Genomic DNA, 16,687 nt, shown 5'->3' with positions numbered 1-16,687 from the left:
GTGTCGCGCGGCTCCTGCCCGTGAAGCCGGTCGTCCTGCTGATGGACGAGCCCTGCTCGGCCCTGGACCCCAAGGCCACCGAGGCGGTCGAGGAGCTGATGTGGGAGCTGCGCGGCGAGTACACCCTGATCATCGTCACGCACAACATGGCCCAGGCGCGGCGGGCGAGCGAGGAGTGCATCTTCATGCTGCTGGGGCGGGTCGTGGAGCACGCGGCGACGGACACGCTGTTCGTCACGCCGCGCGCCAAGGAGACGGCCGACTACATCGAGGGCCGCTACGGCTAGCGGCATCCGCACCCCGCCAGGCCGCGTGCGAAGCGCCGCGCGTGGCCTGCGCGCTGGCGCGGGAACCCCCGGCTCTCCCATTGACAGCCGGCGCGCGAAGGCGCGCCGGCCATCGACCACCAGCGAGCGGGCTCGCCTCCGCGCCGCGCCCGTTGTTTCGGGCGCGGGCGGACGCGAGCGCGCTCACTTAAGGAGCAGCATCTTGCGCTCGAGCTGCGCGCCAGCCGTCTCGAGGCGGTAGAAGTACACGCCCGAGGCGAGGCCGACGCCGCCGTCGGCGCGGCCGTCCCAGACGACGTGGTGCACGCCCGCCGGCTGCAGGCCGTCGAGCAGGGTCGCCACGCGCCGCCCGCTCACGTCGAAGACGCTGAGCCGCACCAGGCCCGCCGCCGGCAGGCTGAAGCGGATCGTCGTCTTCGGGTTGAAGGGATTGGGATGGTTCTGCGCGAGGGCCAGCGCTGCCGGCGACTCACCCGCCGCAGTCGGATCGTAAACCACCGTCACCGTGGCCGGCACCACGACCGGCGAGCCAGCGTTGCTCGCAATCGCGATGTCGGCGCGGTAGAGACCGTCCGGCAGGCCCGCCGTGTCGAAGACGACCGGCAGGTCCACCGTGCTGCCCTCGGGCACGGTGCCGCTCGTCGTCGGCATCTGCACCCAGGTCAGTTCCCGGTAGATCGTGAAGTCGGCATTGCTCGCGTCGCGCACGTTCGGGTCGAGCAGGTCGCTCACGCGCACCCGCGCGTGGGGCGTGATCGGACCCGTCACCGGCCAGTTGTAGACGCCGAGGGCCGCCGGCATGCTCGGTACCAGGGTCTCCCAGGTCGAGCCGTCGCGCGTCAGCTCGATCTTGACCTGCACGGGACCGCCGCCGGCCACCCACTGGATCGGCGTCGTCCCGCCCACCGCGCAGAGCTCGCCGCCGTTGGGCGCGAGCACGGTGACGTTCGGGCCGAGCAGGTCGATCACGATCTGACCGCTCACCGTGTGCGGATCGCCGCCGTAGATGTCGCCGGTCAGGGTGTAGGGAATCACCACGTCGCCCGCGGGCGCCGCGAAGGTGAGGCTCACCGTCGCCGAGGCGCTCTCGTTCGGAGAGATGTTGCCCCAGACGCCCGTGCCGTGCCAGCCGCCGGCGATGCCGTCGCCCGTGCCGCCGACGTAGGGCATCGCGCCGCCCGAGCCGCCGGTCATCGCCGTCGCCGAGTTGAGCACAACGCCCGCGGGCAGGTCGAAGTCCACGTCCTTGATCCACTCGTTGTCCGGCGAGACGCAGTGCGCCGTGAAGACGACGTTGTAGGTCAGGCCCGGGTAGAAGCCGTCGAGGTCGACGTCCAGCGTCGAGCCCGCGATGTTGCGCAGCCCGATGCCGCCGCCGGCCACCGGGAAGTCCGGATCGCTCAGCGCGATGCTGTAGTAGAGCGTCGAGCCGGCCTCGCCGTGGTTCGACAGGTGCAGATAGTCGGTCTGCGTCTGGTCGGGCATCATCACCTTGGCGAAGGAGCCGGGATCCACCTCGCAGGTGGGCAGCAGTCCGTCGCCGACGAGGATCTGCTCGACGCTGGTCAGGCGGTTGAAGCCGCTCACGGTGAGCGTGACCTCCAGGCCCGGCGTCGGCAGGTCGTTGGTGAAAGGCACCACCGCGGTGCCGCTCGGATCCGCGAAGGCGGCGCCGATGAACTGGCCGAGGTAGCTCAGCGCCGCCAGATTGCCCGGGTTCGTGTGCACGGTGAAGCCCGGCATCAGGGGATCGACGGTCTCGAAGTGATCGACGGCAATGGCCTGCGGCGTCGCCGTGCGCACGCGCAGGCTCGGGTCGCCGAAGATCGTCCAGAACTTCGTCTCGTTCTGCCCCGCGGCCCCGTAGTCGTCGTTCATCTGGCAGGCCCCGTTGAAGCACAGCGCCCCGTAGGTGCGCTTCTCGCCCCCCACCAGCAGGTCGACGATCTCGTCCTGAGCGCTCATCGGCGGCGCCCAGCTCTGGCTGATCGTCGAGCCGTAGAAGCCAACCGCCCCCGCCGGCTCCGTCCCGTTCGTCGAGCGCAGCCAGGCCTCCCCAAAGCAGGTCCCGCTCTGGAACTCCCCGTTGTTGCACGCCACGCTCACGATGAACGGCAGCTTGTTGTCGTTCACCAGCGCGTCAACGTGCGTGTTCGAGAAGCCCGTCGTCCCCCAGCTCGTCATCGACCCGTGACCGCAGTAGTTCACCACGCTCCGGCCGGCGTTCAGCGCCGTCGTCACCATCGCCGCCGTGCCGCCGTTCGTGTCGTAGATCTGGTCCACCGCGTTGTAGGTGAAGCCCAGCAGCTTGCCCCGGATCACGTCCATGTGCTGCCAGTCCGCCTCGCCGTCGTCGCCGATTCCGGCGCCTTCCGCCGAGGCGATCCCCACGCCTTTCGGGTACCAGCTCGCCCCCGCCTGCGCGTCCCGCTCGTACTCGATCGAGCGCGTCACCTGCGTCTCCACCTGCGCCAGGTTCTCCGCCGACAGGCGCCCCACGAAGGCGTCCGGATAGTTGTCACTGCCCGCCAGGAAGGCGTAGCTCGGGTCCGAAGCGCCCCCGCTGTTGAAGTAGGGCACCTGCGCCGCGTCCCCCACCAGCAGGATGAAGGTCACCCCGCTCGTGTTGTACAGGTTCTGGATGTAGGCCTTGATCTGCGTGCCCGTCGCCCCGATCGCGCTCACGTTCACCAAGCTCGTCGGCACCCCGAGCTGGTTCTTCCAGGCCACGAAGGGCGCCATCGCGCCCGCAAAGGCGTCGTAGCTGATCACCAGCAGCGAGCCCACCTCGCCGATGCTCGTGTAGCGATCCCTGAGCGCCGTGTAGTTCAGGTAGTGGCGCGCATAGAGGTCCTCGAAGTCCCGCACCCGCGCCGCCGGCCGCCGGTCGAGGAGGTTCTCCCCGCCGCCGCCGGCCAGCGCCACTTCCACCGTCAGCCGCGTCGCCACGCGCAGCGTGTGCGTCGCCGGGCTATACTGGAAGGGATTCAGCTCCAGCACCAGGCCCCGCGTGTCGCGCAGGATGTAGGGCGTCTCCAGCCGCGCCGTCTCCTTCGGGTACCAGGCGTCCTGCTGGTAGAAGTCGCTGAAGCTGTACTCTACCAGCGCCGGGTCCACCGTGCGCAGCAGGTTGCCCTTGGAGGGCGCCACGTCGATGCCCGTGAACTCCCGGTACTCGACCGCGAGCACGCGCAGCGCCATCACCCCGGCGTCCGGGATCGCCAGCGACTCGCGAACCGTCGGCAGCGCCGGCAGCCCGCGCTCCAGGTGCAGCGGCCGCTTGCCCAGCGTCACCTGCGTGTAGGGCGCCCCCGCGATCGCCAGCGCCTCCATGTCGAAGTGCTTCAGCCGCAGTTCGACGACGCTCCGCTCCGGCGTCGCCGCGATCAGATCCAGCGTGTAGGCGTCCTCGCCCGGTCCCAGCGTCACTTGCGCCGCCGCGGCCGGCAGCGTCGAGACCAGCAGGATGGCCAGGCCGAGGAGCAGTGGCAGTCGTCGCATGGCGTCCCCCCCGTGTCGCGCCGCCGCCCACCGGCGGCGCCTGATTCCAGACAAGTCTATCAGATAGGGGCTGGGAAGACCAAAGAGAAGGGGGGCCAGTCGGCCCCCCTTGCGGATGGGTGGGCACCCGGCGGCGTCTGCGCCGCGGTCGTTGTTTCGACCGCGGGCGGACGCCGCTGGGTGCCCGATCGTCTGTATGGGGGGCTACTTAATCAGCATCATCTTCCTGGTCTCGCTCCAGTCCCCCCCCTGCAGGCGGTAGAAGTAGACACCGCTACCGACCGCGCGGCCGGCCTCGTCGGCGCCGCTCCAGATCACCTGCTGCTGGCCGGCCGGCAGCACCTCGTCGACGAGGCGCGTCACGCGCTGGCCGGTCGCGCTGTAGATGTCCAGCGTGACGCGGGTCGCCGCCGGCAGCGCGAAGCCGATGGTCGTCTTCGGGTTGAAGGGGTTCGGGTGGTTCTGGCCGAGCGCGATGGCGCCGGGCGTCGACTCGCCGACCGGCGTCAGGTCCACGAGCACGTCCACCTGGCCGACGTAGGTGAAGCGGTTGAAGCTCGACACCGTCACCGTGATCGCGGTCTCGGGCAGCGTGCCCTCGATGGCGACCACCGCCGTGCCACTGATGTCGGCGATCGCCGAACCCAGGTAGGTCCCGTTGTGGCTGAGGCCGACCAAGGCGCCCATTTCGGCGTGAACGGTGAAGTGCGTATCGGCGAGCAGGATCTGGTCGTCGTGCGTGACGCTCATCGCGGTCGGCGTGTCCGTGCGCACGCGCAGGGTCGGATCGCCGAAGACGGTCCAGCACTTGTACTCGGTCTGGCCCGTGCCTCCGTACTCGTCCATCATCTTGCAGGAGCCGTTGAAGCAGAGGCCGCCGTAGCTGCGCTTGGCGCCGGCGATCATCAGGTCGACGACCTCGTCCTGCGCCGACATCGGCGGCGCCCAGCTCTGGTTGATCGTGGACGCGTACATCCCCACGGCGCCCGTGGGCTCGCCGTTGTGGCTGGCGCGCAGCCAGGCCTCGGCGAAGCAGGTCAGGTTCGGGAAGTTGCCGTTCACGCAGGCGACGCTGACGATGAAGGGCAGCTTGTTGTCGTTCACCAGCGCGTTGACGTGCGTGTTCGAGAAGCCCGTGGTGCTCCAGGCAGTTTCGCTGCCGTGGCCGGTGTAGTTCATGATGCTGCGGCCGTAGTTGACGGCCGTCGTCACCATCGCCGCCGTGCCGCCGTTGGTGGCGTAGATCTGGTCCACCTGGTTGTAGGTGAAGGCGAGCAGCTTGTTGCGGATCACGTTCGCGTGCTGCCAGTCCGCCTCGCCGTCGTCGCCGATGCCGGCGCCCTCAGAAGAAGCGATGCCGGTGCCCTTCTTGTACCAGTCGGCGCCCGCCTGGGCGTCGCGCTCGTACTCGATGAACTTGGTGATCTGGTTCGTCACCTCGGCGGTGGTGGTCGCCGACAGGCGGCCGATGAAGGCCTCGGGGTAGCTGTCGGTGCCCGCCAAGAGAGCCAGGGAGGGATCGGAAGCGCCGCCGGCGACCGTCAGGTACGGCACCTGCGGACCGTCACCGACGAGGAGCACGTAGCAGAGCTCGTCGGTGTCGTAGCGGTTCTGGACGTAGGATTTCAGCGCCGCGCCCGTGGCGCCGGCCGTCGAGACGGGCACCATCGTGGTCCGGATGCCCATCTGGTTCTTCCAGTTCACGTAGGGCTGCAGGGCGCCCAGGAAGGCGTCGTAGGCGATGACCAGCAGGCAGCCGCCCTCGGGCACCGAGGCATAGCGCTCGCCCGCGCCGGCCTGCGCATAGTTCAGGTAGTGGCTCTCGTAGATGCGCTCGAACTCGGCCACGGGCTTGTCGGGACGGTGCGTGAGCACGTTGACGGTGCCGGGGCCGCTGGCGGCGACCTCGATCGTCAGTCCCGTGTAGACGCGCAGCGTGTGCGTCGCCGGATTGTAGACGAAGGGATTGATCTCGACGACGAGGCCGCGGGTGTCGCGCATGATGTAGGGCTCGTCCAGGCGCGCGGTCTCGGCGGGGTACCAGGCGTTCTCGCCGTAGAAGTCGGCGAAGCTGTGGCGCACCAGCTCGGGGTCGACGTTGCGGGTCAGGTTGCCCTTCGAGGGCGCGACGTCGATGCCCGGCAGGTCGACGTACCGGGCGTCCAGGATGCGCAGGCTCATCGTCGCGTCGTCGGGGATGACGATGGACTCGCGCAGCGTGGGCAGCTCGGGCAAGCCGACCTCGAGGTGGTGAGCGCGGCGGCCGAGGTCGACGCGGCTGTACTCGCGGCCGTCGATGAGGACGGTCTCCAGCGTGAAGGCGTTGACCGCGTAGTGGAGCACGCTGCGCTCCAGGCTCGACTGCAGCACCTGAATGTCGTAGAGATCGTCGCCGTCCTGGAGGACCACCTTCTGGCCGGCCATGGCGGCCGATGCGAAGGCGAGCAGCAGGGCGACCGACAATGTCAGTCTCTTCATTCCAACCCCCTGGGGCCTGGGCGAGGAGTCAAAACGGCGAGTGGCGGGGCCTACTGAGGCAAGCGCCCGAGCAAGTAAGCCTTCATTTTAGCAGAACCGTAAGGCTGGGACAACGGCTTTGTCCGGCCCGGAACCCGAAGCCGCGACGACGTTTGCCCCTCATTTCCGAAGGTGGAAACGGGAATCTGGAGCCCCGCGCCGGACCCCCCGCCTCAGTACAGGGCCCTGATCTGGCTGAAGCTCGCGTCTTCCGTGCGCAGCGTGAGGATGTCCCGCCACTTCCAGAGCCGCCACTCGGTCTCGCCATCGACGAGGATGGGCAGGCAGTGGAAGATGAGCCGATCCTCGACGAGCCAGATGTAGATGTCCGACCCGCCGATGGTTGACTCGAGGGTGAGCGTCATGTCCGTCTCGAAGCTGCGCCACTGCGCGTTCTCGGGGCAGGGGTCGTCGTCCACCACTCCGCCCGCAACCGTCTGCCAGAGGCCGTTCGCCATCAGGGTCATCTCGACGTCCTCGATTCCCGGCACGCCGTCGCCGGGCTCCCCGCCCAGCATGGCCGCAGTGCGGACGAGTTCGCGGTCGTAGAGGTCAATCTCCGGCAGGCTCGGGTCGAGCGAGCGGTCGTAGTAGAACTTGAAGGGCGCGTAGACCTCGCCGTCGTCGGCCTCCAGCACGCCGTCGTAGAGCAGCGCGGCGTAGCCCGCGGCATCCATGGTCTCCCAGGCCTTCACGACGTTGAGCACCAGGTTGTCGGGGCTGTCGTTGGGAAGGTAGTCGGCTGGCGGCGGCGTCAGGCGCCGCTCGGAGTCCCCGTCGCAGGCAACGGCGAGGAGCAGGGCGGCGAGGAGCCAGACGCCGAAGCGCGGGCTGTTCATCGTTCATCCTCCGTAGGCCAGTAGAGCACCTTGAGCGCGCCCAGCGTGGTCTCGATCACGCCGCGCTGGATCTGCTCGCGCCATTTCCAGAGGCGCCACTCCTGGGCGCCGCCAACCAGGATCGGAATGCAGTAGAACTCGCCGAAGTCCTCGGCGAAGTAGGTCGGGCTGCCGAAGCCGGGCTCCGGCTCCAAGGTCGCCGACAGGCTCAGCCCGTAGAGACGCCGCCGGGCGGAGGCTGGACAGGGGTCGCCCTCGACCAGGGCGTCCGCGGCGGTCCACCCGGCGCCGTCGCCCAGCACGCCGAGCCGCAGCGAGCACAGGCCCATCAGACCGTCGCGGCCCTTGCGGCCGCTGAGCAGGGCCTCCACGCCCGCCCGCTCCTCCTCGTAGGACCAGCTCGCCGGCAGGCTCGGGTTCAGGCTGCGATCGAAGTGGAAGCGGAAGGGCGCGTAGGCAAGGCCGTCCGTGGCGGGCAGCGCGCCATCGTAGAGCAGAGCCGCGTAGGCCGCAGCGTCCCTGCTCTCCCAGGCCAGCACGAGGTTGGCCAGCAGATGGTCCGGGCTGTCGTTGGGCAAGTACTCCGGGGAGGGCGGCGCCAGGTGGAAGCGCTCCCCACCCTCGTCACAGCCGAGGAGCAGGCCGAGCGCGAGCCCGAGGGCGGCCCAGCGCAGCGCTCGCTTCATCGACTCCCCTGCCGGCTCGCCGTCTGCCGGCCCGCCGACGCGTAGAGGACCTTGATCCCGCCCAGGCTGGCGTCCTCCACTGTCCCCGACTCGCGCCCGGTTGGCCCGTAGCGCGCCTTGACCGTGCCGAGGGAGGACTCTCCGGCTCGCAGTTCGATTAGGTCCCGCCACTTCCAGAGCCGCCACTCGGTCTCGCCAGCGACCAGGACGGGCAGGCAGTGGACGAGGAGTCGGTCCTGGACCAGCCACTGGTTGATGTCGGAGTACCCGATGTTCGTCTTGAGGGTGACCAGCAGGTCCGTCTCGAAGGCGCGCCACTGGGTGTTCTCGGGGCAGGGATCGCCCTCGACCTCGCCCCCGACGACCGTCTGCCAGGTGCCGTTGGCCACCAGGTCCATGGAGACGGACCTCACGCCCGGCACGCCGTCGCCCGGCTCGCCGCTGAGCAGGTTCTCCAGGCAGGCGACCTCCTGCGCGTAGAGGTACTGATCGGGCAGATCCGGATCGACCGACTGGTCGAAGTAGAATGTGAAGGGCGCGTAGACCTCGCCGTCGTCGGCCTCCAGCACGCCGTCGTAGAGCAGCGCGGCGTAGCCAGCGGCGTCCTCGGCCTCCCAGGCCAGGGTGAGGTTGGCCACCAGGTTCTCCGGGCTGTCGTTCGGCAGATAATCGGGCGGCGGCGGCGGGGTCAGGCGGCGTTCATCGTCGCCGCCGCAGCCGGCCAGGAGCAGCAGGGCCGCCGCGAGTCCGAGGGTGCAGCGTCGCGCGTTCATCGTCTTTCCTCCCTTGCGTGGTTGCAGCGGACGATCGCATCCGAACCGTAGAGCACCTTGATCTGACCCAGGCTTCGCTTCACGAAGCCCGGGCGAGCTGCGCTGCGCGTGCCATCGGCGACCTCCCGCCACTTCCAGAGGCGCCACTCGCTGCCACCGGCGACCTGAACGGGCAGGCAGTAGAGCAGGGCTGCGTCCAGGGCGGCAAAGCCGATGATTGCGTCCTCCACCGGTACCTTGAGTACGAGCGCAAGCTCCAGGTCGAAGCTCTGCCAGAGCGCCTCGGCGGGACAGGGATCGCCCTCCACTTCACCGCCGGCCACGGCCTGCCAGTCGCCGCTGGCGGTTGGCTCGACCGTCAGACTCGCCACGCCGGACACGCCCTCGCCCGGCTCCTCGCCGAGCAGGGTCTCCTGGCACGCGAGCTCGGCCGGGAGAGACCAGGCGGTCGGCAGACTCGCATCCACCGATTGATCGAAGCTGAAGCTGAAGGGGGCGTAGCGCTCGCCATCCGTGGCGAGCGCGCTGCCGTCATAGAGGAGGGCGGCATAGCCTTCGGGATCGAGCCCCTGCATGGCGAGCACGAGGTTCTGGACGAGATGCTGCGGGCTGTCGTTCGGCAGGTAGGCCGGCGGCGGCGGCGCGAAGTAGCTCCGCACTTCGCTGAGGGACTTCTCGACCGGACCGCCAGGAATGGCAGCCGCACGCGTGTCCGTCTCGTCCCAGCACTTCCAGAGGCGCCATTCCTCGCTGCCTGACACCGGGACCGGCAGACACTGGAAGGTCCCGCGTCCTGAAGCCAGCCAGCTGTTGATGTCCGACCCGTAAGCCTCCTTCAGCGTGAAGACCGCCTGTACCTCGCAGAGGCACCAGCGAGCGCCGGTGGGAATGGCGTCGCCCCCGATCGCGTCGCCGCCCATCGGTCCCCAGGCGCCGATGGGGCTGATCTCGAGCTCCACGCTGCGCACGCCCGGCACGCCGGCGCCGGCCAGCCCGCCGAGCAGCCGCTGGCAACCCGCCACCTCTCGCGACTGCACCCAGAAGTCGGGCAGCGCCTCGCCGCTGCCGGCAGCCAGGTGGAACTTGAAGGGCGCGTAGAAGGCCCCGTCCGCCGCCCGCTGCTCGCCGCCATAGAGCAGCTCGGCGTAGCCGTCGGCGTCCATCGCCTCCCAGGCGGTGATCAGATTGGCGAGGAGGTTCTCCGGGCTCGTATTCGGCAGGTACTCGGGCCCGCCCGGCTGGGCGGGCGATCCCCCATCGCCGCTGCAGCCGGCGAGGAGGCCGAGCCCCAACGCGATGGCCGCCCAGCGCGGCGCGGTCTTCATCGGCCCGCCTGGCGCAGGGTCCCCGGATAGAGCGCCTTGATCTGGCTCAGGCTAGTGCTCTCGGTGCGGCCGGGCTCTCCCCCTGCAGCGCCATAGAGAGACTTCACGGCGCTGAGCGTCGATGAGGCGCCGCGCAGCTCGATCACGTCGCGCCACTTCCAGAGCCGCCACTCGACAGCGTCGCCGACCACCACCGGCACGCAGTGGACGATCAGCCGGTCGGCGACGAGCCACTGGTTGATGTCCGTACCGCCGACGTTCGCCTTGAGCGTGAAGAGGATGTCCGTGCCGTAGCTGCGCCACTGCGTGTTCTCCGGGCAGGGATCGCCCTCGACATCGCCGCCGACCACCGTCTGCCAGGCGCCATAGGGCGTCACGTCGATCGAGACGGACTTCACGCCCGGCACGCCGTCCCCCGGCTCGCCGCCGAGCAGTGCTTCCGTGCAGGCGAGTTCCTGCGCGTAGGCGTAGAACTCCGGCAGGTCGGGGTCGAACGAGCGGTCGAAGGTGAACTCGAAGGGCGCGCAAACGCCGCCGCCCTCCACCACGTCCAGGCCGTCGTAGAGCAGCGCCGCGTAGCCCGCGGCATCCTCGGCCGCCCAGGCAAGCACGACGTTCGCCAGGGGGTTGTCCGGGCTGTCGTTGGCCAGGTAGTCGGGGCCTGCCGGTGGGTTCAGCGTGCCCGCCTCATCGTCACTGCAGCCGGCCAGCGCGATCAGCAGCGCCAGGACCAGCCAGGCACCGAGCCTGCTATCCAGCCTCTCTCCCCTCAGCCACAAGCACCTCATCGCGCCGCAATTCCTTTCGTTCCCCCACGCAGGCCCGTCGCAGATAAGCAGTCAGCGAGGCGCCGGCCCCGGCACCCGTGAAGAAGAGCGTCAGCACGTCGACCAGACGCGCCGGCTCCCCGATGCGCATGCTCGCCGAGTAGAGTCCTAGGGCGAAGGAGAGCAGAAGTCCGAAACCTGCGAGCTTCTTCTTCATGCGGCGACAATACCACATCGGAGCGATCAAGGGGGAGGTATTCGAGTGTCGGGACCAGGTCCCGAGAGGCCACCGGACAGCGGGAGCCTATTTCATCAGAAGTAGCTTACGCGTGCTGCTGGCGCCGCCGCTGGTCAGCCGGACGAGGTAGACGCCGCTGGGCAGCCGCCGGCCGGCTTCGTCGCGGCCGTCCCAGACCAGCGCCCGCTCGACGCCGGGGCCCGCCGCCTCCGCCGCCGCCAGCAAGCGCAGCCGGCGCCCCTGGAGGTCGAGGATCTCCAGACGCAGCGGCCCGGCCGCCGCCGCCGCGAAGACGAGACGCGTGGCCGCCCCGAAGGGGTTCGGCCAGGCTGTCAGTTGCGGCCCGGCCGCGGGCAGCGTCGCCGGCGCCGCCGTGGGCAAGCCGACGCGCAGGGTCAGCGGAACGATCAGCCCGCCCGCGGGATCGTTGGCCGTGAAGCGCAGGCCGGCGAGCTGATCCTCGCCCGGCGGCAGGCCGGCCGTGCCGACCCGCACCCAGAGCGTGTCGACCTCGCCGGCCGCCAGCACGCCGCCGCCGGAGCCCAGGATCGTCAGCCAGTCGATCGGACGGTGGATGAAGAAGCTGGCCGCGCTCGTGTCCTCGCCGCTGCCGTAGGCGTCGGCGACCCGCACGCGGCAGTCGGCCGAGAGCGGGCCGGCGACCACCCAGTCGAAGGGCTGGTAGGGCGGCAGCTGGCTGCCGAGCAGCTCCCAGTTCGCGCCGCCGTCGCGGCTGAGCAGGACATTGACCGCCACGACGCCGCCCCAGCAGTCCCAGAGCACCTGCCGGCTCTCGCCGAGGGCCCAGATCTCCCCGCCGTCGGGCACGAGCACCTCCACGTCGGGGCCCGGGGGACCGTCGAGGATCAGCTTGCCTTCGATGTCGTGCGGCGGCGCGCCGTAGCCGTCGCCGCTCATCGTCCAGGGCAGCTCGAGGTCGCCGGCGAGCCAGGCGGCGAAGGCGACGGTCACGGTCGCGGTCACCGTCTGCCCCCCGTAGACGTTGCCCCAGCCGCCGTTGACGTCCAGCCAGCGCACGATCACGCCGTCGCCCGTCGCGTGGTTCGTCACGAGCGGACCGCCGCTGCCGCCCACGAAGTTGGTGGAGCCGAGCACGGTCGCGCCCGGCGGAAAGTCGAGCGTGATGCCGTCCAGCCAGTCGTAGTCCGGGCTGTTGTTGGTGACGAAGAGCGCGAACTGCCGCGTCTGGCCGGGCAGGTAGTCGGGCGGCTCGGCCGTGAAGGTGGAGCCGTCGATATTGCGGCCGCCGGGCAGGAAGGGGTCGTGGACGGCCACGCTCCAGACGAGCTGGCTGCCCGGCTCGCCGAGGTTCGCGACGTGGAGAGGGACGAAGGCGCTGTCGCCCGGGCTCAGGGCGATGTCCAGCGCCGCCGGCTCCACGGCGAGCAGAGGCTGCCCCTCGGCGCGGGGAGCCGCGCCCAGGAAGGCCGCCAGGGCAGCCAGACCGGATACAAGAAGGCCCGACCCCATCCGGGCCGGGTGCCGGTTCCTCAATCCACGCCGTCCTTTCAGCGCTGGGGAGCGCGGATGCCCGATTCGCAAGCCAGAGTATAGCATCGCGGCCGGCGCCGCGATAGTCGTTGCCAGTCTTCCCGCCAAGCACTAACTTCGCGGGGCCCGCCAAGGGGCGGGGCGACTCTCCATCCTGTCTCAGCGAGGTCTGTAATGTCCATCCGGGTCGGAATCATGGGCTTCGGCCGCATCGGCCGCAATCTCTTCCGACAGGCGGTCCAGCGCGAGGATCTCGACGTCGTCGCCATCAGCGACCTCGGCACGCCGGAGGCGATGGCCTACTTGCTGCAGTTCGACACGATCTACGGGCAGTTCCCGGGCGAGGTCAAGCTGGACGGCAAGTACCTCTGCGCCGGCCGCCAGCGCGCGCGGCTGCTCAAGGGCGTCACCCCCGAGGAGATGCCCTGGGACGCCTACAACGTGGACGTCGTCGTCGATTCGACGGGCGCCTACCGCGAGCGCGCTCTGCTCGAGGGCCACCTGCGCTCGGGCGCCCGCCGCGTCGTGCTGACCACGCCCGCCCTGGACGCCATCGACCGCACGATCGTGCACGGCGTGAACGACCACGAGCTCCGCGCCGAGGATCAGATCGTCTCCTGCGCGAGCACGACGACCCACGCCCTCGCCCTCATGCTCAAGGTGTTCGACGAGACGGTCGGCGTGCGCCGCGCGCTGATGACCAGCGTGCACGCCTACTCGAGCGACCAGAAGCTCTCCGACACGATCACGCCCAACCTGCGGCGCAGCCGCAGCGCGGCCCAGAACCTCATCCCGAACTGGACCTGGTCGCCGGGGGTCGTCGAGACGATGCTGCCCCACCTCAAGGGCAAGATCGACGGCATCGCCGTCAACGTGCCGGTGCCCAACGGCTCCAACCTGGATCTCAGCGTGCAGCTCGGCCAGGCGCTGGACAAGGAGGCCGCCAACGCGATCGTCAAGCAGGCGGCCGCGGGCTCGCTCGGGCGCTACCTGGAGTACAGCGACGAGCCGATCGTCTCCAGCGACGTCATCGGCAACACGCACACCGCCGTCTTCGACTCGCTGGCCACCATCGCGCTCGCCGGCGGCCTGATCAAGACGATCACCTGGTACGACAACGGCTGGGGCTACGCGGCCCGCATCCTGGATACGGTGACCACCCTCGGCGCCTTCAAGGCGGAGGAGGTGCAGCGATGAGAATCGGCATCAACGGCTTCGGCCGCATCGGGCGCAGCGTCTTTCGCATCCTCGACCCGCTGCCGGGCGTGGAAGTGGTGGCGATCAACGACATCACCGACAACGACGCCCTCGCCTACCTGCTCAAGCACGACACCGTGATGGGACCCTTCCAGGGCCGCATCGAGGTGCAGGGCGACATGATGCGCACCGACCACCAGTCGGTGAAGATGACCGAGTCGCCCAACCCGGCCGAGCTGCCCTGGGGGGCGCTGGGCGTGGACTTCGTCATCGAGTCGACCGGCCGCTTCCGCAAGCGCGCCGAGATCGAGCAGCATCTGACGGCCGGCGCGCGCAAGGTCATCCTCACGGTGCCGAGCAAGGACGAGATCGACTGCACCGTCGTCCTCGGCGTCAACGAGGCTGACCTCAGGCCCGAGCATCGCATCGTCTCCAACGCGAGCTGCACGACGAACTGCCTCGCGCCAGTGGCCAAGGTGCTGCACGAGAACTTCGGCATCGTCAGCGGCGTGATGACCACCGTCCACGCCTACACCAACGACCAGCGCCTGGCCGACGTGCCCCACAGCGACTGGCGGCGCAGCCGCGCGGCGGCGGAGAACATCATCCCCACCACCACCGGCGCCGCCAAGGCGGTCGGCAAGGTGCTGCCCGCGCTGGCCGGCAAGCTGGACGGGCTGGCCATGCGCGTGCCCATCCCCGACGGCTCGATCGTGGACCTCGTCACCGAGCTGAAGGAGAAGGTGACGGCCCAGGAGATCAACGCGGCGATGCGCGCGGCGGCCAAGAGCGAGGGCTTTCGCAACATCCTCAAATACTCGGAGGCGCCGATCGTCTCCTCGGACATCGTGGGCGATCCGCACTCGTCCATCTTCGACGCGCCTTTCACGCTGGTCGTCGACGGCCACTTCGCCAAGACGATGGCCTGGTACGACAACGAGTGGGGCTATTCGAACCGCGTCGTGGACCTGCTCGGCCTGCTCGACCGGATGGGCTAGGCCGGCCGGGTGGCGCGGCGCCGCCGCGCCTCAGGAGGCTAGCCATGCGTCTGCCATCACTGCAGTTCGTCCTCGGCGCCGCCGCGGAGGCGCTGCGCCGCTTCCCTCTCGTGCTCCTGGCGGCCGCGCTCGCCGCGACGAGCGCCGTTCTCCTGGTCGGCGCCGACGGCGATTCGCTGCTCGGCCGCCTCCTGATGGCGAGCGCCCTGGGTATCCCGCTGCTGCTCGCCCTCGCGCTTACCGCCGAGCGCTGGCCGCGCCCGCGCGGGCTCCTGCTCCAGGGCATCGGCGCCGCGGCGCTCGTGGCCTACGGGCTCACGCTGCCGGCTCGGGTCGAGGGCACGCCCCTGATCCGCTTCCTGCTCTTCGCGATCGCCGCGCACCTGGCGGTGATCTCGCTCCCCCTCCTCGGCCGGCCGGGCGAGAATGCCTTCTGGCAGTACGGCAAGGCGCTCTTCCTGCGCCTGCTCGCGGGACTCGTCTTCTCGGCCGTCTTGATGATCGGCCTCAGCGTCGCCCTGCTCGCCCTGGACAAGCTCTTCGGCGTGCCCGTCGCCGGCGAGGTCTACCCGCGCCTCTTCCAGCTCGTGATCTTCATCTTCAACACCTGGTACTTCCTGGCCGGCGTGCCGCGCGAACCGGCGGCGCTCGAAGACCTGGCCGACCATCCACCCGTGCTGCGCATCTTCGCGCAGTACATCCTGGCGCCGCTGGTGGGGATCTACCTGACGCTGCTGACGGCCTATCTCGTGAAGGTCCTGGCGACCACGCAGTGGCCGAGCGGCTGGATCGGCTGGCTGGTCTCGAGCGTCGGCGCAGCCGGCCTCGCCTCGCTCGCGCTCCTGCAGCCGCTCGCCCTCGCGGGGCGCCAGCGCTGGGTGTCCGTCTACGCGCGGGCCTACTTCATCCTGCTGCTGCCGGCCGTGGCGATGCTCCTGCTCTCGGCCGGCAAGCGGATCGGCCAGTACGGCCTCACCGAGCCGCGCTACTTTCTCGTCGTGCTCGGGCTCTGGCTGGGAGTGACGGCGCTCTTCGGCGCCCTCGGCCGCCTGCGCAGCCTGCGGCCGCTGCCGCTCTCGCTCGGATTGATCGCCCTCGCCGTCAGCGCCGGCCCCTGGGGCGCCTTCAGCCTGAGTCGAGCGAGCCAGCTCGGTCGCCTCGAGCGGCTCCTCACGAGCGGCGGCCTGCTCGCGGCGGAGCGGCTCGTGCCCGCGAGCGGCCCCGTGGCCCCGGAGACGCGGCGCGAGCTGAGCGCCGTCCTCTTCTACCTCTTCGATCGGCACGGCGCGGCCGTGCTCGACCGCTACGCCAGCCCGGAGCTGCGCTCACAGATCGCCGCCGAACTTGCGGCCGGCCAACCGAACCGCGTGGACGGCGGCACGCTCAGTCGCGTCGTGATGGCGCACCTGGGTCTGGAGTTCGACGAGGGTTGGCGCCAGACGAGCGGCGACTATCGCTTCTTCCAGCGCCAGCGGGGCGACGAGGCGCTCGCCCTCGGCGAGGGCGCCTGGCACGTCCGCCTGAGCCTGGTCGGCGACCCGCAGCAGGCTGGCTTCAGCGCCGCCGGCAGCGCCTGGACGCTCGCGCCGGCGGAGGGACGGCTCGTGCTCAGTCGGGAGGGCGCCTCGGTCCTCGATTTCGATCTCGCCGCGCTCCAGGCCGCGCTGCGCGGCCGCAGCCACCCGGAGGCGGTGCCCGCGGCCGACCTCAGCCTGCAGGCCGCCGGCGGTGGCTGGCGCGCCTGGCTGCTCGTCGAACAAATCGCCTGGCAGGAAGGTAAGCCCGGCCTGACTCAACTCGAGGCCGAGCTGTACCTCAGCCCGGCGACCCCGACCCCGGCGCCCGGAGCAGGCGCCCCAGCGACGGAGGCCCGATGAAGATCGCCCCCTGCCCCAACTGCGGCGGCAGCCACCTCTACGAGAGCAAGCCCGTGAGCGCCGGCGGCGGGCACGCGCCCGACTACCTGCCCGGCCTGGGCAGCTTCCTGCGCGCGGAGAAGTTCGTCCTCGTGCTCTGCCGCGACTGCGGCCTGACCCGCTTCTTCCCC

At 70.1% G+C, this 16,687-nt stretch carries 13 protein-coding genes; 4 read left to right on the top strand and 9 right to left on the bottom strand.

What is annotated here, in order from left to right:
- On the top strand, window positions 1-287 hold a 287-nt coding region (locus FJ251_06640), incomplete at its 5' end, for a phosphate ABC transporter ATP-binding protein (protein ID MBM4117411.1).
- A gap of 183 nt (window positions 288-470) precedes the next feature.
- Here FJ251_06640 and FJ251_06635 read toward each other — a convergent pair.
- The 9 genes from FJ251_06635 to FJ251_06595 form a co-directional block, all read right to left on the bottom strand.
- Window positions 471-3,788, bottom strand: coding sequence for a T9SS type A sorting domain-containing protein (locus FJ251_06635; GenBank protein ID MBM4117410.1), 3,318 nt, complete (start codon window positions 3,786-3,788; stop codon window positions 471-473).
- A gap of 204 nt (window positions 3,789-3,992) precedes the next feature.
- Window positions 3,993-6,266 (bottom strand): T9SS type A sorting domain-containing protein, encoded by a 2,274-nt coding sequence (locus FJ251_06630; protein MBM4117409.1) that lies wholly within the window; start codon window positions 6,264-6,266, stop codon window positions 3,993-3,995.
- A gap of 212 nt (window positions 6,267-6,478) precedes the next feature.
- Complete coding sequence (locus FJ251_06625) at window positions 6,479-7,144, bottom strand: hypothetical protein (protein ID MBM4117408.1); 666 nt, start codon at window positions 7,142-7,144, stop codon at window positions 6,479-6,481.
- Complete coding sequence (locus tag FJ251_06620; GenBank protein MBM4117407.1) at window positions 7,141-7,830, bottom strand: hypothetical protein; 690 nt, start codon at window positions 7,828-7,830, stop codon at window positions 7,141-7,143. The genes FJ251_06625 and FJ251_06620 overlap by 4 nt, the downstream gene beginning before the upstream one ends.
- Window positions 7,827-8,603, bottom strand: coding sequence for a hypothetical protein (locus FJ251_06615; GenBank protein ID MBM4117406.1), 777 nt, complete (start codon window positions 8,601-8,603; stop codon window positions 7,827-7,829). The genes FJ251_06620 and FJ251_06615 overlap by 4 nt, the downstream gene beginning before the upstream one ends.
- Window positions 8,600-9,928 (bottom strand): hypothetical protein, encoded by a 1,329-nt coding sequence (locus FJ251_06610; protein MBM4117405.1) that lies wholly within the window; start codon window positions 9,926-9,928, stop codon window positions 8,600-8,602. The genes FJ251_06615 and FJ251_06610 overlap by 4 nt, the downstream gene beginning before the upstream one ends.
- Entirely contained in the window at window positions 9,925-10,707 is a 783-nt protein-coding gene (locus FJ251_06605) for a hypothetical protein (protein MBM4117404.1), read from the bottom strand. The genes FJ251_06610 and FJ251_06605 overlap by 4 nt, the downstream gene beginning before the upstream one ends.
- On the bottom strand, window positions 10,679-10,912 hold the full coding sequence (locus FJ251_06600; protein MBM4117403.1) for a hypothetical protein: 234 nt from the start codon (window positions 10,910-10,912) through the stop codon (window positions 10,679-10,681). The genes FJ251_06605 and FJ251_06600 overlap by 29 nt, the downstream gene beginning before the upstream one ends.
- A gap of 87 nt (window positions 10,913-10,999) precedes the next feature.
- The gene (locus FJ251_06595) at window positions 11,000-12,424 is read right to left on the bottom strand and encodes a T9SS type A sorting domain-containing protein (GenBank protein ID MBM4117402.1); all 1,425 of its coding nucleotides are present in this window, start codon (window positions 12,422-12,424) and stop codon (window positions 11,000-11,002) included.
- 195 nt (window positions 12,425-12,619) lie between these two features.
- Between FJ251_06595 and FJ251_06590 the strand changes: the two genes are divergently transcribed.
- The 3 genes from FJ251_06590 to FJ251_06580 are packed head-to-tail and all read left to right on the top strand — an operon-like array spanning window position 12,620 to window position 16,517.
- Window positions 12,620-13,642 carry a type I glyceraldehyde-3-phosphate dehydrogenase gene (locus FJ251_06590; protein MBM4117401.1) on the top strand — a complete coding sequence of 341 codons (1,023 nt, stop codon included), beginning with the start codon at window positions 12,620-12,622 and terminating at the stop codon, window positions 13,640-13,642.
- Complete coding sequence (gap, locus tag FJ251_06585) at window positions 13,639-14,640, top strand: type I glyceraldehyde-3-phosphate dehydrogenase (protein MBM4117400.1); 1,002 nt, start codon at window positions 13,639-13,641, stop codon at window positions 14,638-14,640. Before FJ251_06590 ends, gap begins: the two co-directional genes overlap by 4 nt.
- Before the next feature lie 44 nt (window positions 14,641-14,684).
- Window positions 14,685-16,517 (top strand): DUF4153 domain-containing protein, encoded by a 1,833-nt coding sequence (locus tag FJ251_06580; protein ID MBM4117399.1) that lies wholly within the window; start codon window positions 14,685-14,687, stop codon window positions 16,515-16,517.
- Window positions 16,518-16,687 lie beyond the last annotated feature (170 nt).

Source organism: bacterium (genome assembly GCA_016873475.1).
Classification (GTDB): Bacteria; Krumholzibacteriota; Krumholzibacteriia; order JACNKJ01; family JACNKJ01; genus VGXI01.
The sequence above is the reverse complement of the archived record's forward strand: the minus strand, read 5'-3'. Positions and strand labels throughout refer to the sequence as shown.